The sequence below is a fragment of the Sulfurospirillum sp. SCADC genome, from assembly GCF_000743525.1.
Classification (GTDB): Bacteria; Campylobacterota; Campylobacteria; order Campylobacterales; family Sulfurospirillaceae; genus Sulfurospirillum.
On the sequence record NZ_JQGK01000025.1, the window covers coordinates 1 to 20509 of the forward strand.

General features: G+C 40.6%; 21 protein-coding genes and 1 pseudogene. 9 read left to right on the forward strand and 13 right to left on the reverse strand.

The window, feature by feature from the left end; all coding sequences use genetic code 11:
* The 6 genes and pseudogenes from JU57_RS14180 to JU57_RS13095 all read left to right on the forward strand — a co-directional run.
* A pseudogene (locus JU57_RS14180) lies at nt 1-121 on the forward strand (IS982 family transposase); the annotation flags it as partial.
* 110 nt (nt 122-231) lie between these two features.
* Complete coding sequence (locus tag JU57_RS13075) at nt 232-1263, forward strand: hypothetical protein (protein WP_294877455.1); 1032 nt, start codon at nt 232-234, stop codon at nt 1261-1263.
* Nucleotides 1248-1961: a nucleotidyl transferase AbiEii/AbiGii toxin family protein gene (locus JU57_RS13080; protein WP_037962024.1), complete on the forward strand. Its 714-nt coding sequence runs from the start codon at nt 1248-1250 to the stop codon at nt 1959-1961. Before JU57_RS13075 ends, JU57_RS13080 begins: the two co-directional genes overlap by 16 nt.
* Nucleotides 1962-2389: 428 nt before the next feature.
* Nucleotides 2390-2590 (forward strand): hypothetical protein, encoded by a 201-nt coding sequence (locus JU57_RS13085; protein ID WP_037962026.1) that lies wholly within the window; start codon nt 2390-2392, stop codon nt 2588-2590.
* 105 nt (nt 2591-2695) lie between these two features.
* A complete protein-coding gene (locus JU57_RS13090; RefSeq protein ID WP_037962028.1) occupies nt 2696-4192 on the forward strand; it encodes an aldehyde dehydrogenase family protein in 1497 nt (498 codons plus the stop codon).
* A gap of 56 nt (nt 4193-4248) precedes the next feature.
* Nucleotides 4249-4626 (forward strand): DUF779 domain-containing protein, encoded by a 378-nt coding sequence (locus JU57_RS13095; protein WP_037962030.1) that lies wholly within the window; start codon nt 4249-4251, stop codon nt 4624-4626.
* A gap of 19 nt (nt 4627-4645) precedes the next feature.
* Here the strand turns inward: JU57_RS13095 and JU57_RS13100 are convergent, their stop codons facing one another.
* The gene (locus tag JU57_RS13100; RefSeq protein ID WP_037962032.1) at nt 4646-5080 is read right to left on the reverse strand and encodes a hypothetical protein; all 435 of its coding nucleotides are present in this window, start codon (nt 5078-5080) and stop codon (nt 4646-4648) included.
* Between the two features lie 150 nt (nt 5081-5230).
* Between JU57_RS13100 and JU57_RS13105 the strand changes: the two genes are divergently transcribed.
* Complete coding sequence (locus JU57_RS13105) at nt 5231-6145, forward strand: phosphoglycerate dehydrogenase (protein ID WP_037962034.1); 915 nt, start codon at nt 5231-5233, stop codon at nt 6143-6145.
* A 61-nt stretch (nt 6146-6206) separates the two neighbouring features.
* On the forward strand, nt 6207-7463 hold the full coding sequence (locus JU57_RS13110) for a hypothetical protein (protein WP_051906899.1): 1257 nt from the start codon (nt 6207-6209) through the stop codon (nt 7461-7463).
* A gap of 16 nt (nt 7464-7479) precedes the next feature.
* Here JU57_RS13110 and JU57_RS13115 read toward each other — a convergent pair whose 3' ends face one another.
* From JU57_RS13115 to JU57_RS13135, 5 genes are all read right to left on the reverse strand, one after another.
* Nucleotides 7480-9594 (reverse strand): Tex family protein, encoded by a 2115-nt coding sequence (locus tag JU57_RS13115; RefSeq protein ID WP_037962036.1) that lies wholly within the window; start codon nt 9592-9594, stop codon nt 7480-7482.
* Nucleotides 9595-10014: 420 nt separating this feature from the next.
* Nucleotides 10015-10224 carry a HepT-like ribonuclease domain-containing protein gene (locus JU57_RS14185; protein ID WP_294877466.1) on the reverse strand — a complete coding sequence of 70 codons (210 nt, stop codon included), beginning with the start codon at nt 10222-10224 and terminating at the stop codon, nt 10015-10017.
* A 3-nt stretch (nt 10225-10227) separates the two neighbouring features.
* Nucleotides 10228-10380, reverse strand: a complete 153-nt coding sequence (locus JU57_RS14190; RefSeq protein ID WP_294877460.1) for a hypothetical protein — start codon at nt 10378-10380, stop codon at nt 10228-10230.
* Nucleotides 10373-10687, reverse strand: a complete 315-nt coding sequence (locus JU57_RS13130) for a nucleotidyltransferase (protein ID WP_037962057.1) — start codon at nt 10685-10687, stop codon at nt 10373-10375. Before JU57_RS13130 ends, JU57_RS14190 begins: the two co-directional genes overlap by 8 nt.
* A gap of 73 nt (nt 10688-10760) precedes the next feature.
* Nucleotides 10761-11318, reverse strand: a complete 558-nt coding sequence (locus tag JU57_RS13135) for a hypothetical protein (RefSeq protein ID WP_037962059.1) — start codon at nt 11316-11318, stop codon at nt 10761-10763.
* A 144-nt stretch (nt 11319-11462) separates the two neighbouring features.
* On the opposite strand from JU57_RS13135, the gene JU57_RS13140 reads away from it, so the two are divergent.
* On the forward strand, nt 11463-13361 hold the full coding sequence (locus JU57_RS13140; RefSeq protein WP_037962040.1) for a methyl-accepting chemotaxis protein: 1899 nt from the start codon (nt 11463-11465) through the stop codon (nt 13359-13361).
* A 23-nt stretch (nt 13362-13384) separates the two neighbouring features.
* Here the strand turns inward: JU57_RS13140 and JU57_RS13145 are convergent, their stop codons facing one another.
* The 7 genes from JU57_RS13145 to JU57_RS13175 form a co-directional block, all read right to left on the reverse strand.
* Entirely contained in the window at nt 13385-14140 is a 756-nt protein-coding gene (locus tag JU57_RS13145; RefSeq protein WP_037962042.1) for a nitroreductase family protein, read from the reverse strand.
* 8 nt (nt 14141-14148) lie between these two features.
* Nucleotides 14149-14442: a putative quinol monooxygenase gene (locus JU57_RS13150; protein ID WP_037962044.1), complete on the reverse strand. Its 294-nt coding sequence runs from the start codon at nt 14440-14442 to the stop codon at nt 14149-14151.
* Nucleotides 14443-14774: 332 nt separating this feature from the next.
* Complete coding sequence (locus JU57_RS13155) at nt 14775-15869, reverse strand: ABC transporter permease (protein ID WP_037962046.1); 1095 nt, start codon at nt 15867-15869, stop codon at nt 14775-14777.
* On the reverse strand, nt 15866-16957 hold the full coding sequence (locus JU57_RS13160) for an ABC transporter permease (RefSeq protein ID WP_037962048.1): 1092 nt from the start codon (nt 16955-16957) through the stop codon (nt 15866-15868). Before JU57_RS13160 ends, JU57_RS13155 begins: the two co-directional genes overlap by 4 nt.
* Nucleotides 16954-18660 carry an ATP-binding cassette domain-containing protein gene (locus tag JU57_RS13165; protein WP_037962049.1) on the reverse strand — a complete coding sequence of 569 codons (1707 nt, stop codon included), beginning with the start codon at nt 18658-18660 and terminating at the stop codon, nt 16954-16956. Before JU57_RS13165 ends, JU57_RS13160 begins: the two co-directional genes overlap by 4 nt.
* 2 nt (nt 18661-18662) lie before the next feature.
* Nucleotides 18663-19643, reverse strand: a complete 981-nt coding sequence (locus JU57_RS13170) for an HlyD family efflux transporter periplasmic adaptor subunit (RefSeq protein ID WP_037962051.1) — start codon at nt 19641-19643, stop codon at nt 18663-18665.
* Nucleotides 19640-20332 carry a CerR family C-terminal domain-containing protein gene (locus JU57_RS13175; RefSeq protein ID WP_037962053.1) on the reverse strand — a complete coding sequence of 231 codons (693 nt, stop codon included), beginning with the start codon at nt 20330-20332 and terminating at the stop codon, nt 19640-19642. The genes JU57_RS13170 and JU57_RS13175 overlap by 4 nt, the downstream gene beginning before the upstream one ends.
* Nucleotides 20333-20509 lie beyond the last annotated feature (177 nt).

Below are 20509 nucleotides of genomic sequence, written 5' to 3' on the forward strand. Positions count from 1 at the left end.
AGTCATTAAGGCTACAACCATTGGTGGCTTCTTAACCAAGCTCAAACTTTTCATCACTGCTTATGCTATCAATTGTTTTTTGAAGCTTGCTGATGACAAAAAAGCTCTACTGTTTAACTAGCAGTTTGGGTAATATTGATTAAAAAGTATCGTTTTATACTTAAATTATCATTAATTCTATATTTTTTTAATTATAGTGAAAAAATAGTATTTTTATGTTATTATAAGATTATGGAAACTAAAGACATATCTAACCTTTTTGATTCACTGAAAGCTAAATTTGGCTTATCGGCATCATATTATTCATCTACAGATGAAATAAAAGTTCTTCCAATTATTCGTTATGAATATGATATAAAACCTTTGAAAATCGAGCTGATTGAGTTCATAGGACTTATTTCTAAAAATCCAGAAGAAGAATCATTCAAACGTATAAAAATGGTTCAAGAACAATCTAAAAAACCTATTGTTTATATCTCTGAAAAAATCTCAACTCCGATAAAAGATCAATTAATTAAAGCCCATATTTCTTTCATCTCAAATGATATAATATATCTTTTTCCCATGTTGTGTTTTCAAGACAACAAAATAAAACAACATAAAAGCAAGAAAAACTTAAATGTATCTGCCCAACCAGTATTGCTTTACATGCTATATAATCAAAAAAATTATGAATCATTTGATATAGATAGTCTAAAATCATTTTTCAAACAAAGCACAGCCACTTTATACAGACATATAAATACATTATATAATTTAGGGTTAATTGAGAGCACTGAAGAATTTAGTAAACGAAAAGTCTTTCAGCTTAATAAACACATTTCTTTTGAAGAAATCCTTTTACAAATGAGAACACCTATAAAAGACATAACTTTTATTAAGAGTGAAGATTACGAACGAGTTATTGGTAAAAACTATCATCTTTTTGCAGGAGAAAGTGCACTTCATCCTTATAATCTTATTGTAGACAAAACTACACTTGCTCTTTCTTATCTAGAAATGAAAAATCCTTTATGGGATCGCTTACATTATTCAGCACGTTATTATGAAGAATATATTGAACTACAACAATGGTACTATGATCCTCTAGAAATAGTCACATTTATGCCTTCTTACAATACAAATGCTGAAGAAAGATATGTAGATCCAATTTCTCTTTATTTAAGTTTGAGAGAATCTAACGATGATGATATGAGAGTAAATGATTCTATTGAAGCACTATTAAAGTCAATCAAAAGGGAGTATGGGTGGAACACGATATAGTACAAGGATTACTTCATTTTTCCCAATATTTTAAAGGATTTGAGAAAGACTATATTATCATAGGGGGAATTGCTACCGCGTTAAATCAGCGACGCTATGGCTCCACATCAAAAGCTACTAAAGATATCGATTTAATTGTACTTGACGAAGCTGAAAATAGCAAATTTGTCGATCGTTTTGTTCAATATATCAATGAAGTTGATTACCAATTTAAAGGCAAATATAAAGAAGGGGAGAGGATACTCTATCAATTTAAAACTCCTATAAACAGAGAAGCACCAGAAATGATTGAACTTTTTACAATTCAAGATCTAGAAAAACCTGAACTGAGATTTGAACGTATATATGGGACTGAACATTATGCTTACGTAAGTGCCATCGTATTTAATAGTGACTATAGAGAGTTAATAGAACATTTCCGTATCGATTATTCAAATTTATCAATTGCTGCGCCAGAAGCTCTGATTGCATTAAAAGCATTAGCATATGTAAACTATAAAGAAGCTGGAGATACGAGAAGTCAACAAAAACATTTTGATGATATTAAATCATTAGCTGGATTCGTTGAAGAAGAAAAAGTTGAAGTTAGTGATAATATTTTTAATAATATTTCTATTGTAGTTGAAGAGCTAAAGAAGGTTAGAGGTAAAGAAGACATTGCGGAGAATCTTTTAAAAATATTTGTAAAAAAAACTTGAATGTAACACACCTTGAATCATAAAATAAGCAAACTTATAAATTGACTTTCCAAAATACATAATTTTTACTACAATTTTTACTACAAAAATTGAAAAATAATGAAATTAGATAGTGTTATATGAAAAATAACAACTATATAAAAAGCCCTAAAAATAGGTATTTTTATAGAAAATGAAAGAGTTTAAGAAAACATGAAAAATGATAAAAAATAGACTTAGGATCTGGTGCCGAGAGGCATGGGAGTTCGAGTCTCTTTATCCGCACCACTTTTTTCTAAAACCCCCTATATATCGACTTTCCAGAGCTTAGAATTTTAAAATGTTGCACTTTTTGTTGCACTTTTCACTTGAAAGGTCTCAAAGTGCGGTATCTCTATTTGCAAAAAAATCGTTATTTCTCTGCAAACAGATAGTTTATCTGTGGCTAAATGGCTTATTCCGCAGATCTTCGTACGCTTAAAGAGAAAACGCAATCCATTCTTGGTTTAGGAGATTCTCATTGCGATGCTTTGGGTATAACGATTGAAGATTTTGGACTCACCCACAATCTGATGTTTTCGCATACGGTGATTGCTGAAAACTTTGAAGCATGCCTAAAATACCTGCGAATGAAGATTAATGCAATCTAAAAAAAATAGTTAATTTACCCATTGTCTTTGTTGTTAAAGCTTACTGGAATAGAGTGTACATAAAGATAATTATTATCTTTTAACTCTATTAAGAAAGGTGCAAAAATGGCATATTCTAGACCGACATACAAACCGCGTTATGAAAACTTTATTGGTGGGGAATGGGTTCCACCTCTTAGTGGTGAATATTTTGACAACCTCTCACCCGTTGATGGCGAACTTTTAACAAAAATTCCACGCTCTTCTACAGCTGATGTTGATGCCGCCGTTGCTGCGGGTGTCAAGGCGTTTGAAACCTACAGACATACTTCCGTCATCGAGCGAAGTACACTCCTCAATAAAATTGCAGATAAAATCGAAGCAAACCTCGAAGCGCTCGCGATTGCTGAGACACTTGACAACGGTAAAGCCGTTCGCGAAACGCTAAATGCAGATGTTCCTTTAGTGATCGATCATTTCAGATACTTTGCTTCGGTCATTCGCGCAGAAGCTGGAACCGTGGCAGACCTTGATGAAAATACCATTTCACAAGAGATTCACGAACCTTTGGGTGTTGTCGCGCAAATCATTCCATGGAACTTCCCTCTTTTGATGGCAGCATGGAAAATCGCTCCTGCCATTGCCGCTGGTAACTGCGTTGTTTTAAAACCAGCGAGTGCAACCCCAATGTCAATCCTCCTTTTAATGGAAACCATTCAAGATGTGTTACCAAAAGGTGTCGTGAACATCATTAACGGTGCAGGCGGGAAAATCGGCAAGCATCTTGCAACGCACCCTGACATCAAAAAAGTAGGCTTTACGGGTGAGACGACGACAGGTCAGCTTATCATGCAATACGCCACTGAAAACATCATTCCTTCTACCTTGGAACTTGGTGGTAAATCGCCTAACGTTTTCTTTGAATCTATCATGGCAAAAGACGATGAATTTTTTGACAAAGCGATTGAAGGGTTGGTGCTCTTTGCCTTTAACAGCGGCGAAGTCTGCACATGCCCATCACGCGCATTGATTCAAGAATCTATCTATGAGCCGTTTATGAAACGTGTTTTAGAGCGCGTTAAAGCGATCACCCAAGAAAACCCACTCGATCCAACGACGAAAATGGGAGCGCAAGCTTCGGTCAACCAAAAAGAGAAAATCTTAGAGTATATTCGCATTGGTAAGGAAGAAGGCGCTGAATGCCTCATCGGTGGAGCGGAGTATAAAAATAAAACCTTCCCAAAAGGCAATTACATCCAACCTACCATCTTCAAAGGTCACAATAAAATGCGCATCTTCCAAGAAGAGATTTTTGGGCCCGTTCTTTGTGTGACAACGTTTAAAGATGAAGCCGAAGCGCTTGCCATCGCCAATGATACGATCTACGGTCTAGGTTCAGGTGTGTGGTCAAGAGACGCACATCAACTCCACAGCATGTCACGAGGTATTGAAGCCGGACGTGTGTGGGTCAACTGCTACCATCTCTACCCATCTCATGCCTCTTTTGGTGGGTATAAAAAATCAGGTATCGGTCGTGAGACACACATGATGATGCTTAATGCTTACAGACATACCAAAAATATTTTGACGTCTTACAATAAAAATAAACTTGGATTTTTTTAGACTGCACTAACGCATGGGCACCAAAGCCCATGCACCTCTCTTTGAAAGGAGCTAACATGACAATACATCGTCTTTCGGCAACATCTGAAGCGCTTAAAGTTATCGAAATGCTTAAAAAAGAGTATGGCGAACTGGTCTTTAACCAAAGTGGTGGTTGCTGCGATGGCACGGCACCGATGTGCTATGAAAAAAAAGATTTTCATGTTCCTTCCCACAATATCAAAATGGGAGAAGTAGGAGGATGCGAATTTTTTATCGATAAAGACCAATTTGAATACTTTCGTTACTCTCAAATTGTCTTAGATGTGAAAGAAGAAAAAGCCGCTTTTGGCAACTCTTTTTCATTGGAGATCGATGAAGGGTATCAGTTTATCACACGTTCGCGTATCTTTAGCGATGAAGAAAATAGGCTTTTGAAAGAACAGGAGAAGTGAAATTCACTTCCCCACTTTGTTAGAGTTTTTCTTTGAAATCAATCGCAGTAACGCTTAGATTATCAAGGCTAATCACCGTTAGTTTATCCTCTTTTTTAGGAAAATATGCCGCATCTTTGTCGTTGTCAATAATGCCGATACCATACGTGTATTTCTTAAATTTTGGCATCATAAACATACTCATAACAAGACTTGGTACAGCGGTGGCATCCATAAAGTACAACGCATTATGCTCACTGAGATAATTTGGATTGGCTTCAAAAAAAGCTTTCATCCCATCGCCTTGAGATTTGGTGTAAGCGATGATAATCTGCTTGGTTTGTGGTGTAATGTTAACCGCTTTTTCAAACTGATCTTTAATAACAGGCGCTTGAATCGGCAAGCCCTCTTTTAACGTGTCAGCAAACAGTCCAAAAGGCAAAATAAGCGCGATGAGAAGTAGAACTTGTTTCATAGAATTCCTTTGTTGATAATAATTCTCTGATTGTATCTTTTCAAAGTAAATAGCAGATTAACAAAAAATGATCAATCTTCTCACGAAAGTTTGAAAAAAGCATGCTATACTTTTTCACATTAGACGCTTTACATGTAAAAGGAAAATTCCATGAAAATTGCCGTGATTACCCCTCTTTTTTCGCGCTCACGTGAGCTGATGAACGAGCTTACCTTTCATTTCCAAGAGGTCAAACACAATGCGGACAACACGCTTAAAACCAAAGAAGATATGATCGCTTTTTTACACGATGTCGATGGGGCGATTGTTGGGCGTGAAGTGATCGACGATGAGATATTAAGCGCGTGCCCAAAGCTTAAAATCCTCTCACGTTACGGAGTCGGACTGGACAATCTTGACCTTGATGCGATGCAAAAAAGAGGGGTAAAACTGGGTTGGAGTGGTGGAACCAACAGCAATTCAGTCGCTGAGATCACCCTTTCGTTGATGCTCTCGCTCATCCGCAACCTTCATGTTGCAACCACACTTTTGAAACAGCACACGTGGAAAGTGAACGGGGGAAGTGAGCTGAGTGGTAAAACCATCGGTCTTTTTGGCTTTGGAAACATCGCCAAACGTCTGATTGAGCTTTTAAGCCCTTTTCACTGCAAAATTCTCGTCTGCAACCGTACGCAAAATGCAGAGGAAGCTCACAAATATGGCATCACGTTCGCAAGCAAAGAGCGCATCTTAGAAGAAGCCGACATCATCTCTATTCATCTGCCGCTCACTTCTGGAAGTCAAAACCTCTTTTCAACCGATGAATTTAAAGCAATGAAAAAAAGTGCGTTTATCATCAACACCGCACGCGGCGGCATCATCGATGAAGAAGCACTTAAAGTGGCACTCAAAACGGGCGAAATCGCTGGAGCGGGACTGGAAGCCTTCTTGGTAGAACCAACGCAAGATTGGGAGCTGATCGACCTTCCCAATCTTGTCTGCACACCGCATCTTGGAGGAAACTCCAAAGAGAGTATTTTAGCGATGGGTTACGCCTGTATCGAACATCTGAAGAATATGAAATAAGTTATCAGAATTTTATTCTTTTTGGATACAATAAGACCGATTTTGTGTCAACAGGGAAGTCATGGAAGAATCATTTAATCACGTCGAAACCGTCATTGATCAATTTTTAGCGGAGTTTGATCCCAATCGTTACCTTTTTTTGGATGTGCTTTACCGTTTTGAAGAAGAAGATCTTGAACCGATTATCTCTGCCCTAGAGCATTGTAAACTTCCCAAACGCTATACGTCGTATATTGATGTTTTACACGAAAAATTTGCCAATAAAGTCGATCTGAATGCCTCGGATCTTTTTATCTGCACAATCGATGAAATCTACATCAAGCGCTATTTTCAAGTTACCCTTCCTGAGAATTGTACCGACCGTCGAGCGTGCGGCATTCCACTTGAAACACTTGAAGCCTACAAAAAGCAGTTTTTCCCCAATGATGAACATAAAGAGCGTTTACTCGCCCTACTTCCTTTTGCCATCGAAAGTACGCTCAATATTAAAAAAATAAACCCGATGGAATTCAAAAATCTTTTTATTCCCACCTTTGTCAACCTCGCCGACATCGCAGTCATCGAAGCGAGCGAGCTTGAGGATTTACGCAGTATCCGTGGACTTAGCTACGCTATTTTACGTGAAGTGTTTGAAGATATGATGCTTCTGGTCGCGGAGGATATTTTGTTGCACTTTTCAAACCAAGAGAAAAAGGCTATTGATTTTCTCAGTCACTTTGGTATTCACGAAACCATCGATGCAAAAGGCAACCGTTACAAACCAAATCCTATTTTAGATGAGAGCAAACGTGCGTGGAATATGACGACGATCCGCTCAACGATGATTCAATTTAAAAAGTCCAAACAAGCGCTGTACGATAGACGCAATGATATTGCCGTGATCAAGAAAAAACTCGACCACCTCCGCAATGAAGCCAAAGAGATCAGCCAACAGATCAAAAAAGAGCACCTTGGGCTCAAAGATGCCGATGAAAAAGCCGATCAAACGCGCGCAACGCTCGAAAAACTTGAAACAAACGATGCAAAAGAGGTAAAGTTTTTAGAAAATGGCGAGGAGAAAAATTTTGATCGCAGAAGTTTATTGGCACAACTTTACCGAAAAGAGGACTCGATTTTAAACCAAAAAACCCGTCACCAAAAAGCACTCAAAGAACTCGAACTCACCCTTTCCAATAAACAAAAAGAGATCTATGTTTGGGAGCGGCGTTTTGGCGAAACCGAAAAATCACTGATCGCTCTTGAATCCCAAGGACACCCTATTGATGGGCAATACGAGCGCATTCGAAGAGCGCTTGCGAAAACACTCTCTCAACGCTAAGCTTTACATGTAACGCCTAAATCTCTTTAAGACTCAGGCTCACTTTGCCTTTTTCTTTATCGACTTCAAGAACGCGAATGCGTGTGAGTTGTTGATTGATGCTCAAAACTTCTAACGGATGCGCAATGCGTTTATCGCTCATTTGCGAGATGTGAATCAGTCCGTCATTTTTAAGCCCAATGTCTACAAATGCCCCAAAATCGGCAATGTTTCGCACCACGCCCGAGACGATAGAACCCTCACTGAGCTCACTAATATCCGTCAGATCGGAGCGAAACGCAATCGGCGGTAGGCTCTCTCTTGGGTCAAACCCAGGTTTGAGAAGCTCCGCGATGATGTCTTGAAGCGTCGCCTCACCGATGCCCTGCTCTTTGGCTAACGCAATGATTTGCTCTTTGGAAAGCGTTGCCAAATCAGCGCGCGCTAAAAGCTTCTGCGCGATGGCATAACTCTCAGGGTGAACACCGGTGTTATCGAGCACACTTTTGCCCTCACGAATACGGAAAAATCCTGCGCATTGCTCGTAGGCTTTCGCCCCCAAACCTTTTACATGTAAGAGTTCGCTTTTACATGTAAAGGCTCCTTTGCTTTCACGGTGCTCAACAATCGCTTTGGCAAGTTTCGCACCAACCCCCGCCACATAGGAAAGCAAAGAGATGGACGCGCTGTTAGGGTCAACACCGATGCGATTCACCAAATCTTCGATGACTTCACTCAGTTTTTTCTCCAACTGTTTTTGGTCGACATCGTGTTGGTATTGCCCAATGCCTAGCGATTTTGGGTCGATCTTCACGAGTGCTGCCATCGGGTCACGCAGACGTTGCGCGATGGAAATCGCTCCTCGTATCGTCACATCAAGGTTCGGGTACTCTTCGGTGGCTATTTTAGAAGCGGAGTAGATGGAAGCGCCCGCTTCGGAGACCACCGTATAGGCAAGGTTCAACCCCTCTTCGCGGTTAAGTCTGGCAAAAAACTCTTGGCTTTCACGCGAACCCGTGCCATTGCCAATCGCCACAGCGGTGATGTGGTACTTCTGCGTAAACTCTTTGATGACTTTGGCAGACTTTTCATAGTCACTTTGTGGCGGTGTCGGGTAGATGACCGCGTGGGTCACGTACGTGCCGTGTTCATCCACCACAGCAAGTTTACACCCCGTGCGATACGCTGGGTCAACACCCAAAATCACGCGCTTGGTGACGGGCGGCGTGTTTAAAAGTTGGGAGAGATTTTTCCCAAACGTCGCAATCGCCTGTGTATCGGCTTTTTCTTTAATCAAAGCATGAATTTCGCGCTCCAACGAGGGAAACAAAAGTCGTTTAAACCCATCCAAATAGGCTTCCAAAAGATAACTTTTAGAACTTTTGGCATTGCGAGGAATGCGGTAACGCTCTATCGCACTTTCCACACGCTCCATGTCGTGCAGTATCTTTACATATAACTCTTTTTCGCTCACACCTCGCATCATCGCAAGATAACGGTGTGAAGGAATAGAGGCGATTTTCTCGGCTTTGCCTGCCAATTTGACGTAAAGTCCATCCGCTTTGAGCGTTTTAGTAGCTTTGATCTCAAACGAAGCGTAATCATGCAGTTGTGACCGCCAATACTCTCGCTCTTTCGCATCATCACTGTAACGCTCCGCGATGATGTCTTGCGCCCCCGCTATCGCCTCTTTCACGCTTTTAATCGTGTCTCTCACAAAACTCTGCGCCTTTTTTTCAAACGCTTCAAGCTCTAACTCGGAGCGCTCTAAAATGTCCGCCAAAGGCGTCAACCCAGCCACAATCGCCACCGCGGCACGCGTGTTTTTCTTCTCTTTATACGGTCTGTAAATATCTTCCAAATATTGAAGTGTTTGCGCCTTCTCAACCGTTTTTTTCACCTCATCGTTCACTTCGACTTTCTCCGCAATCAGCCGTAAAATTTCCTCTTTGCGATCATGCAATTTTTTCGCATACGCATAAATGCTATCAAACTCCCGAAGCTGCTCATCGCTTGCCCCACCCGTCATCTCCTTACGGTAACGTGCAATAAAAGGAATCGTCGAACCCTCTTCTAACAGCTTTAAAATGTTAATGATATTTTCTTTGGCAATGCCTGTTTTATGGACTAAAATGGGAATAAGTGGGTTCATAAAATTAAATTCCTTGCTTTACATGTAAAGATTTTTTGGAGGAGGTATTTTAGCGGAAATCAACATTAATTTCTTTGCAGTTATTTATATCTAAATTTAATAAACACCCAATAAAGCAAATTTATAATAACACATATCAATGCAGGATAAAGTGATGCCATATAAAATAATCCACTAAAACAACCACCGCCACTACATGTTAAAGCAATATACGTAATGTAAAGATAAAGACCCGTAGGAATTAATGAAAAAATGATTATGTAATAAACGGTATTAGAATCTTTTTGTTTTTGTTCTAAATATTTTAAGCTCCAATAACCTTGCAAAATGGGAAATAGATGCACTAAGAGAAATAAAGTAAACATCATAAAATCTACAACATAAGTACCAATAGTTGTTAGATAGCTCAATAGAAATACCTTAGACTCGATTTCGCAATTTCAAAATTTTCCGCTCCAACTCTTCCACTTCATTTCTGCAAATATCAAAAACAATTTCCGCATCAATCGCCACATAATGATGCGAAATAAAATCACGTGTTTTGATAATCTCACTCCAATACGTCTCATCAGCGACGTTTAGCAAAAGCTCTTTTTCGCGTTTCATTAGGTTTTTGAGTGCTTCGCCAATGGATTAAAGACGCATTGCAATGGCATCAAGTTTCTCAAGTCCTGCGTCATTTTGTAAAAAATCGTCACTTAATTTTATATTTTGAAAACGCCTATTTACAAGTGCCAAACTCTCCAAAATAAAGTCTAAAAGCTCTTTAGTTGTTGCTTTATCCATAGATGACTTCCTTTTGGATTTGCTCGAAAATGGCACCTTTGCTTTGATTGTGTTTGTGAAGTAGGTCAATTTTTCGATGGTACAGATTTTCGAGGTAAACCCAAAGCCCCGCGATATTGCGAAAGGTTTTGTGTTTAAATTCGACATAAATGTCGATGTCGCTTTGTGAGGTTTGCGTCTCATGAACAAAACTACCGAAAAGACCTATTTTATCGACTTCATACGTCTTTTGTAAAAAGGCTTTATGCTCACTTAGCGTTGCTAAAATGTCCTCTTTTTGAAGAGAGTTTGAATTAGAAGTTTGCATCATTTTTGACCTTTTTCCCCTCTCATAAAATCTAATTTAATTGTACCAAAACTTTACATGTAAAGCTAAAAAATCATCTCTTCATTGTATTGGCATCTAAAGACAAAGGAACTCTTCGCACCACAAATCCTGTTGGGGTTTTGTAGATTTCGAAGCGTTGGTTGAGTGTGATTTCTTGGTAGACGGAGCTTCCGTATTCGATGTCGACGAAGGGATTCCAGCCAAGAAGGGTGAAGTGATCGAGCAACGTGTTTTCGCCAAGATCGTGCGAGAGTTTTTGCTTTGTGTTTTGGTCTTCACTTTTTTTATAACGCCCTTCAAAGCGCTCTAAAACATAGCGTGAGTCTAGTTTTAAAAGATTTGACCAATATTTCATTTTCATAAATTTAGCATCGATGCGCCACTGTTCGCCGTAGATTTTAAAGTCTCCGACCACTTTGCCGTCTTCGCCATTTAGATGGGCGATATGAAAACCACTGCTGTCATAAGGCTTTGTAAACTGAACCGTGGCGATGAGCGTCTCTTGGGTGAGCGCTGTGTACGTCCATGAAAACAGCAGCACCAAGAGGGCATTGAGTACAAGACTCGCTAGGATCAACCCAAAAGACATTCTCATTAAAAATCGTCTCATTTTTCCTCCCATAGCACGTTTATCTTTCCATTATCATAGCTAAATTGATCCATGGAGAGTTTAGCCATAGTAACAGTTTGGTAATTCCATCTCAGTATCATAATGTCACAATAAATTTTCATGTCAATGGACTAAAGGAATCAAATGAGTCTTGGCTTTAAACAAAAAATCGCCCTTTCATCAGGTCTGTTTTTAGGAGTATCGCTCTTTATTTTTGGAGTTTTAAGTTTTATCAATGCCAAAGGCGCCCTCTTTGCAGAGATAGAACAGACACAATTAGCTAAAGCGAATGCACTAAAGATAGATATAGAATCATGGCTGAATGGACAAAAAATTGTCTTAGAAACCAGTGCTGATGACATCTCTCGTTTGGAAGAATTTAATGCAAACGCTATACTTCCCTACCTCTTAACAGCCCTGCACAAAACCAAAGCTTCTATGGCATATATGGGCATAGAAGAGAATGGTTTGATGGTTTACAGTGACGGTGCTAAACAACGAGAAGGGTATGACCCTCGAAAACGACCTTGGTACATCAAAGCCAAAGCAGAAGGCAAGTCTATCGTCACCGATGTCTATGTTGACGCATCAACAGGGCAACTCACCATTTCTGCGGCAGCTCCTGTTTTTGTGAAAGGTGTCCTAAAAGGTGTGATCGGCAATGATGTTTATTTAACCAAAGTGGTAGAGAAAATTAACGCGACTAAGTTTCAAGGCGGCTACGCTTTTGCAACGGATGCTTCTGGAAAAATAAATTTTCATCCCAATAAAGAGTTGATCGATAAAATTCTTTGTGAAGCCAATGACTCTCTCAAAAATCTTGCACCTTTGGTTAAAAATAATGCGAAAGGTGCTTATGAGTACAAAGCGAGTGATGGAGCAGACAAGCTTTTAGCGTTTAGTAAACTGGAAAATGGCTGGGTTCTTTACATCACCATCGATAAAAAAGTGGCTTCGGCTCCCATTGATAGCATGCTCATCACCCTTGGCATTTCTGGCATCATCATGGTTTTGCTCTCTCTTGCCTTTTTACAATTCATTCTCAATGTCCAATTTAAGCCTTTAGAAAGACTTAACACTGTTATCAAAAACCTTTCTAGCAGTGATGGCGACTTGACGCAACGTCTTAGCATACAGTCCAACGATGAGCTAGGAAAGATTAGTGAAAACATCAATCAATTCATTCATAAAATTCATACCATCATCACAACAGCAAAAACCAACAGTGCTGAAAATGCTTCTGTAGCGCATGAACTCTCTATCTCTGCTTTGGATGTTGGTAAACGTGCTGAAGAAGAAGCATCCATCGTCACCAAAACCACGGCAGATGCAACCTCACTGAAAGCCTATCTGCAAGCATCCATCCACAGTGCAGAAATTTCTAAAAATGAGTTGCAAGAAGTGACGCAAAGCCTTAAAGAAGCCGAAAAAAATGTCTCAAATCTTTCAAGTCTTCTTCAAAACACCGCTCATAATGAAATAGAACTTGCCAACAAACTAACCCTAGTCAGTGACAATACCAATGAAGTGAAAAATGTCCTCAATGTCATCAACGACATCGCCGACCAAACCAATCTTTTAGCCCTTAATGCTGCCATTGAAGCGGCGCGTGCGGGTGAACATGGGCGTGGATTTGCGGTTGTTGCCGATGAAGTGCGAAAGCTAGCCGAGTGCACCCAAAAGTCTTTGGTTGAAATCAATGCGACCATCAATGTCGTCACGCAATCCATCAATGGCGCCAGTGTTGAGATGAATACCAACTCAGCAAATATCAATAAAATCTCTGACATCTCCATCAGTGTTCAGTCCAATGTTTCCGAGGTTACAACGGTTCTTGCTCGCACTATCACCAACACCCAAAAAACAGTTCAAGATTATATCGATACATCCAATAAAATTGATACTATTACCAAAGATATTGAAGAGATTAGCACACTGTCAAATACTAACGCACGCAGTGTCGAAGAGATTGCAGGGGCAAGTGAACACCTTCACGAACTCACCGAAACGCTCAATAATGAACTCTCGAAGTTTAAATCATAGGTTTACATGTAAGCCTTTTAGGGCTATTCGTCCTTAAACGCAAACCCCTGAGCCACTAACGTTTTAGCTGTTTTTCGGTAATAAACATCGGCATAATACCCTGCGGTGATCTCAGCATACGTTGGCATCGAACCACTGCCTGTTGCGTCGCGGAAGGTTTTGAGTGTCGCTTCGTACGCCAAGGCACCTTTGCGCACTTTTTCACTGTCATATGTGTCTTGCATCACAAACGTGTCGAGTGCGATGCGTGGTTTGAGTGGGGCATTTTTAGCTTTTTCAGTGGGAACGCCGATGGTGCATCCTACGGCTAAAAAGGTTTTGGGAGCAAGGTTGAAAAACTTGACCATCTCATCAGACTTGCTACGCACTGCGCCGATGGCGGTTGTGCCATACCCCAACGCTTCGGCAGCCACTTGAAGTTGCATAAGCATGATGCCAGCATCCACCGCCCCCACCATAATACCCTCAGCACTCTGCTCGATGATGTGGTTTCGCCCAATGCTCTCCACAATCGCACTCGTGCGGTTAAAGTCGATGACAATGCCCACAAAAACATCCGCTGTGGCGATGTGCGCTTGTTCATTACACAGTTTGGCGATCTCTTTTAGCTTGGCTTTATCGCGTGTATAAACAAGGCTGATTTGTTGCCCGTTGATGGAAGTAGGTGCTCGTTGCGCTGTTTGGAAGATACGTTGTAAGTCTTCTTCGCTCACACTTTCGCCTGTAAACTGACGGATCGATTTTCGATTTTGCAGTTGGTGGATGATTGGATTTTCCATGGTATTTCCTATAAGATTTTTTCTAATATCTGAATCGATCTGCTCTCCACTTTTCCTTCCAATGCCACCTGAAATGCTTTGAAATGCGCCTTTCCCATATGCTCTGCTAAAAGGGCTTCACTCTCCCATGTTTCGACAAAAACGTAGGTGTTTGATTTTTCGGTGTCTTTGTGAAGGTCGTACTGTACACACCCTTTGTCTTCTGTGTGGGTTGCAGCATGCAATGCTTTAAGGGCTTCAAAACCTGCTTCCGTGTGGGCATCTTTGAGGGTTAATGTTGCGACAACAACGACTTTTTTCATCTCATTCCTTTGGTTTTAATTCTAAAATGAAGTATAGGAGTCATGTACTTAATATGCCCTTACGATACTTTTATAATGTAAGGAAAAATCATTTGAGATATTTACATGTAAAGAGGAGGCACGAAGGAAACGCTTGCATCCTTCGTGATGGTTTTTTGACTAGGCTTTCTTCGCTTTTTTCTCTTCGCGTTTCTCTTTCAACGACTTTTCGGGTTTCTTCTTAACTTCTTTTTTCATATCTTTACTTTTTGCCATGCGCTCTCCTTTTTGAAGTGGGTTAATACTGCTTAATTGTATAGGAGTTGGGCTTAAAAGTAGACTTTATGAAAGCTTCAACGTGATCTTCTTCGAAAAAAGATCATCGTAATACTCATAAACACCGTTCCTAAAAAGAGCATCGGTACAATCAGTGTCCACGCAATCTCCCAAGAGATGTCTTTTAAAAAAACGCCTTTGATAAGAATAAGATAATATTTAAGCGGTGTAAGCGCGGTTAAAGGCTGTAACCATGAAGGCATATTCTCTATCGGCGTTGCAAAACCTGAGAGTAAAATGGAAGGGAGCAAGAAAACAAAGGAGCCTAAAATGGCTTGCTGTTGCGTGTTAGAAATCGCTGAGATAAACAGACCAATGCCTGAAATCGAAAACAAAAAGACGATAACACCCGTATACAAAATGGCGAGCGAGCCCACGAGCGGAACGCCAAAAAGATAGATCGCAAAAAGCAAAATCAAGATGGATTCTAACATGCTAATCAACAAAGCAGGTGCAAGTTTTCCAATAAGAATCTCAAACGGGCGCAGAGGAGAGACAAGAATTTGATCAAATGTTCCTAATTCTCGCTCTCTCGCAATCGAAAGAGCGGTTAATAACATCGCAACGATCATCGTAATAGAACCAAAAAGGTTGGGAACAATCCACCAAAAGTTACTCAAATTGGGATTAAAAAAGAAGCGCGTTTGAATAGTAACCGCACTTGTGGATGGTTGTTTACTCAGAAAAAAAGTTTGGACGATGCTGCTTAAATACCCCTCTGCAATTTGTGCCGTGTTCGATCTTCGACCATCGAGTAACAGTTGCACATTGGCTTTGGCACTCAACACTTCTTTGCCAAAACCATTCGGAATGACCAACACTGCCAATACTTGTTGTGTGTTGATCAACTTAGAAATCTCATGGTTATTTTTAACACGGATCAATTTTTGGATATAAGGAGAGCCTTTGAGGTTTTGAATCAATTCTTGACTTGTATGGGTTCCATCTTGATCAAAAACCGCTAAATCAATATGCTTTATCTCCAACGTTGCCGCAAAAGAGAATATCAACACTTGAATCAGCGGTGGCACGATCACCACAAAAAGACTTTTTTTATCGTTCCTTATCGCCAGAGCCTCTTTACGAATCAGTGCGAATAATCGCTCCATCATTCTAACCCCTTCTTCGTTTTTTTTACCACAAGCGTAAAGAAGAAAAGTCCGACCAAAAACATACACGCCATATCTTTGATAAAAATAGAGGGGATATTTCCCACCAGAAAAATAGTCTGCAACGACTCTACAAAATACCGAGCAGGAATGATATAGGTAAAGATTTGCAGCGCAATCGGCATATTGGTAATTTCAAACAAAAAACCTGAAAGCAAAAAGGCGGGTAAAAACCCCGCTATGAGTGAAACTTGCGCAGCAACAAATTGATTTTTAGCCAAAGTTGAGATCAGCAAACCAATACTCAGTGAGGGAAAGAGGTAAACAGCACTGAGTAAAAACAAGATGCCAAAACTCCCTTTAAAAGGGATGTCATACCAAAAATAGACCACCACAAAACATAAAATCATCGAGCCTAATCCCAAAATAAAATAAGGAATAAGCTTGCCTAAGATAATCTCCATCATGGATGTGGGCGTTGCCATTAACGCTTCCATCGTCCCTCGCTCCCACTCTCTTGCGATGACTAACGCGGTGAGTAAAATGCCAATCAGCGTCATGACAACACTGATGGAGCCTGGAAGCAAGAAGTAGCGACTGGAAAGTGGAGGATTGAACCAATAGCGAGGTATAACGCTAATGCCAGCTGAGGGCATAATTCCCTCCTCAATAGCCCAGTTGCGAATAATTTTAGAGGCATAATTTTGAATCAATCCACCTGTATTGGGCTCTGTGGCATCGATGAGAATTTGAAGGGTATATGCGTCGTGCTTTCCAAAGGTTGTAGGCACTTCTAAAACACCTTTGAGTTGATTTTCTTGAAGCAGTTGCATCAGCTCTTTTTTATCGTAACCAATGTGCGTTTTAAACGACGAAGAGCCAACAAACGAAGAGACTAAGTCATGTGCCTCTTGGGTATTGCTTTTATTGATAATGCCAAGAGAAATATTTTTGGCATCCAACGAGACGGCATAGCCCATTAAAAACAGTAAAATCAATGGCAAGATGACGGCAATCAGAATGGCACTAGGATCACGCATGATTTGCAACGTTTCCTTGAGCAAAAGAGCGAAGAGCCGTTTGCGATTCATGAGTTTGCTCGCTTATCGTACGATTCAATCAAATCAATAAATGCCTCTTCCATCGTTGCATCACGAGAGACTTGCTCTTTTAGCTCATCGGGGGTTCCTGTGGCGATGGCTTTTCCATGATAGATCAGCATAATCCGATCACAATACTCTGCTTCATCCATAAAGTGCGTTGTCACCATAACGGAAACACCTTTTTTAACGATCCCGTTAATATGCGTCCAAAACTCTTTGCGTGTGATAGGATCAACCCCACTGGTTGGCTCATCCAAAAAGAGAACGGATGGTTCATGCATCAGCGCACATGCAAGGGCTAGTCGCTGCTTGAGACCCAAAGGGAGCAAGTCCGCTTTGGTCTCTAAATGGGCTTTAAAATCAAAGGTTTCAATAATATCCTCAATCTTTTGGGTGCGTTTTTCGCCACTGAGTCCGTACACTCCTGCAAAAAATTCTAAATTATTTTTGATATTTAACGACCCATAAAGTGAAAATTTTTGCGCCATATACCCAATGTTGGCTCTCACCTTTGCGCCTGCAGTGTAGAGATTTTCTCCCATAACCAAGGCTATTCCTTCAGTGGGTACAAGCAATCCACACAGCATCTTAAACGTTGTTGATTTACCAGCACCATTAGGCCCTAAAAAACCAAAAATTTCTCCACGTCCTATCTCAAAATCAATATGATCTGTGGCTGTAAAATTTCCAAACTTTTTGGTCAGATTTTTAGCCTCAATCAGATGCCCCTGATACTCTTCTTTGGGCGCCATTTGATTGGCTAAGAGCGATTCTGGCGCTGTTTTAACACCGAGTAAACGCACAAAAGCATCTTCAAATGTTGGGGAGCATACAGCAGCACTCGCTTCAGAATCGAATGTGCTTAGATGCGCAAGAGGAAATGATGCTCCTTCTTGAAGGTTAACGCGAATTGACGCTCCTACCAAGACAGCATCCATCACTTCTTCTGCATGTAAAAGGTGCGTGAGAAGCTTTCGTTTATCGGCGCTGATGTTGGTAACAAGATAGACTTCTCCGACAAGAGGCTCTTTCATTTTCTGTGGTGAGCCTTGGTAGAGGCAGACACCTTCATTGAGCAAAATAACCGAATCGCACTTATCTGCCTCATCCAAGTATGATGTTCCCCATAATACCGCGACATCTTCTTTTAAAAGTGCTTGGATCATCTCCCAAAGGTTGATGCGAGAAATCGGATCAACCCCGACACCGGGCTCATCAAGTAGTAACAGCTTTGGCTTTTTGATCAACGCACAGGCAAGCCCTAATTTTTGTTTCATACCGCCTGAAAGTGCGCCCGCTTTACGGGTACGAAATGCTAAAAGTGATGTAAAATCTAATAGCTCTTGAATGCGCTCTTTTGGCGCTTCGACATCTTGCAAAGCGGCGTAAAGTCTCAGATTTTCATCCACGCTCAAATCTTCATAAAGCCCAAATTTTTGAGGCATATACCCAATGTGTTGCAAAAGAGAGCTTTGCGTACACGGCATCTGCGTTCCTAAAATTTCCAATGTGCCCGAAGTAGGTGTTAAGAGTCCTGCTAACATGCGTATCAGTGTGGTTTTTCCTGCGCCATCAGGCCCTACAAGTCCTGTAATTTTCCCCGATTTAATCGAAAAATCAAGCGCATGAAGTGCTGGTTTTTTTTCTTTAGGAAAACTCTTACAGAGCTGTTGTGCCAAGACAATTGTCATTTTTAGGTATCTTTTTTACATTTAATCGTAACAGGCATTCCTTGTTTTAAATGCGAATCAGGATGTTTAATAATGACACGAAAACGGTACACAAGATCGGGGCGAAGCTCCATCGTCTCAATGTTTTTAGGGGTAAATTCTGCCACAGGAGAGATAAAACCGATGCTTCCTTCATAAGGCTCCTTCCTAGAATCGATGTAAACCCACAACGTCTCGCCTTGCGTGATTTTGCCTAAAAGGGGTTCATCCACATACGCCTTAACCCAATACTCATCTTCCAAAGCAATTTCCAAGATACTCTGAGCCGCAGAGACGATGGAAGAAGGCTCTTTATAACGCGCTAGAACCGTCCCCTTAGTTGGGGCGTACAGTGTTGCGTCCTCTATGTCATGTTCTAAACTTTTGGCTTGAGCAATGAGAGCCATTACTTTGGCATTTTGCGCTTCGATATCTTCAACCTGATACCCTTTTCGCACCATTTCGTAATAACTGAGCGCTTTATCATAGCTGGCATTTGCTTTATCGTATTGCGTTTTAGCCGTGATATACTCTTGCTCGGTTGTTGCATCGACTTTAAAAAGCTTTTGCTGCCTGACATAAACATCGTGTGCGCCTTCTAAGGCTGCTTTTGTCTCTTCAACACTTGCTTTTGCTTGAGAGATCTCTTCAACGCGGTACCCTTTCGTAAGCTTGGCTAACGTCGCTTTTTCAGCAATGAGTTGTGCATTGAGATTTTCCAATTGGTAACGCAATGTGGTGGTATCCAGTAAAACTAAAGGTTCGCCCTTTGTAAAAGACTCACCTTCATCTTTGTTAATGCTTTTGATCGTACCTAAAAACCGAAACGATAAATCTTGCGTACGATTTTCAATGTTACCGTAAAAAATCAATGGCTTTTCTTGCCCATTTTTGTGACTGACGTAGTAATATCCTCCACCACTAACTAAAATAACCATCACTAACAGTAAAATGATTTTTTTCATATGCGATCCCTTTTGGCAACGATTCCCCAAAGAATATACTCAACATTCTCAAGAATTGTGTGAATAATCATCTCCATATTCGCTTCCTCATCTTCATGTATAAAAGGCATGCGTTGGGTGATAGTTAGTTGTTGGACGCTAAATATCACAATTTGACCAATCAGAGTATGCGTTCTAGCCCTAACTTCCGAAGCATTAACCTCTTGTTGGCTGATACGCGCGATCAAATCGTCTAAAATACTTAATACAGGCTCCAACCCTTGTTGGTACAACAGTTCAAACCCCCGAGAGGGCGTCATCTGCTCCCTGATAATAATGCGGTGCAGGTAATTGTTTTTTCTCAATCTGCCTAGCATTGCTCTCGCCATCATCTCTAAAAGATGTTTAAGCCAATCGATATAAAATGCATCGGAGGCTACACCCTCTTTTTGTGCTTCATTAAAAGCACTCGTAAATTCGCCTGCTTTTTGCGCCATGATCTCTGTAATATTACTCACAACCGCTAAATAAAGTTCTTCCTTACTACCATAATAGTAGTGAATTGAGGAGATATTGACATTGGCTTCTTTGGCAAGTTCCCTGATGGATACATCTTCCAAAGAGCGCTCTCCAAAAAGCCTGTAAGCGGTCTCCAATATAGCGGCTTTGGAAGCGTTGGATGGTTTTAAGTGAGTGGCATGTTTCAACACGTTGTGTACCTTTTCGTGAGATTCGTACTCAAAGTATAATACAAACCATTGTTTAAGTCAAACGTTTGTTTGAATTCTTACATGTAAAGATGCTAAAGCGTTGAGCCTTAAGAAAACAGTTCACACCGTTTCGCATAATCTAAGCTCGTATACTGTGAACCTTCTAGTTTTATGAAT

Excerpts from the sequence above, each read along its gene's own strand:
- JU57_RS13075 (WP_294877455.1), top strand. The coding sequence starts at position 232 with ATGGAAACTAAAGACATATCTAACCTTTTTGATTCACTGAAAGCTAAA.
- JU57_RS13085 (WP_037962026.1), top strand. The coding sequence starts at position 2,390 with ATGGCTTATTCCGCAGATCTTCGTACGCTTAAAGAGAAAACGCAATCC.
- JU57_RS13090 (WP_037962028.1), top strand. The coding sequence starts at position 2,696 with ATGGCATATTCTAGACCGACATACAAACCGCGTTATGAAAACTTTATT.
- JU57_RS13095 (WP_037962030.1), top strand. The coding sequence starts at position 4,249 with ATGACAATACATCGTCTTTCGGCAACATCTGAAGCGCTTAAAGTTATC.
- JU57_RS13100 (WP_037962032.1), bottom strand. The coding sequence starts at position 5,080 with ATGAAACAAGTTCTACTTCTCATCGCGCTTATTTTGCCTTTTGGACTG.
- JU57_RS13105 (WP_037962034.1), top strand. The coding sequence starts at position 5,231 with ATGAAAATTGCCGTGATTACCCCTCTTTTTTCGCGCTCACGTGAGCTG.
- JU57_RS13110 (WP_051906899.1), top strand. The coding sequence starts at position 6,207 with ATGGAAGAATCATTTAATCACGTCGAAACCGTCATTGATCAATTTTTA.
- JU57_RS13115 (WP_037962036.1), bottom strand. The coding sequence starts at position 9,594 with ATGAACCCACTTATTCCCATTTTAGTCCATAAAACAGGCATTGCCAAA.
- JU57_RS14190 (WP_294877460.1), bottom strand. The coding sequence starts at position 10,380 with ATGGATAAAGCAACAACTAAAGAGCTTTTAGACTTTATTTTGGAGAGT.
- JU57_RS13130 (WP_037962057.1), bottom strand. The coding sequence starts at position 10,687 with ATGCAAACTTCTAATTCAAACTCTCTTCAAAAAGAGGACATTTTAGCA.
- JU57_RS13135 (WP_037962059.1), bottom strand. The coding sequence starts at position 11,318 with ATGAGACGATTTTTAATGAGAATGTCTTTTGGGTTGATCCTAGCGAGT.
- JU57_RS13140 (WP_037962040.1), top strand. The coding sequence starts at position 11,463 with ATGAGTCTTGGCTTTAAACAAAAAATCGCCCTTTCATCAGGTCTGTTT.
- JU57_RS13145 (WP_037962042.1), bottom strand. The coding sequence starts at position 14,140 with ATGGAAAATCCAATCATCCACCAACTGCAAAATCGAAAATCGATCCGT.
- JU57_RS13150 (WP_037962044.1), bottom strand. The coding sequence starts at position 14,442 with ATGAAAAAAGTCGTTGTTGTCGCAACATTAACCCTCAAAGATGCCCAC.
- JU57_RS13155 (WP_037962046.1), bottom strand. The coding sequence starts at position 15,869 with ATGATGGAGCGATTATTCGCACTGATTCGTAAAGAGGCTCTGGCGATA.
- JU57_RS13160 (WP_037962048.1), bottom strand. The coding sequence starts at position 16,957 with ATGAATCGCAAACGGCTCTTCGCTCTTTTGCTCAAGGAAACGTTGCAA.
- JU57_RS13165 (WP_037962049.1), bottom strand. The coding sequence starts at position 18,660 with ATGACAATTGTCTTGGCACAACAGCTCTGTAAGAGTTTTCCTAAAGAA.
- JU57_RS13170 (WP_037962051.1), bottom strand. The coding sequence starts at position 19,643 with ATGAAAAAAATCATTTTACTGTTAGTGATGGTTATTTTAGTTAGTGGT.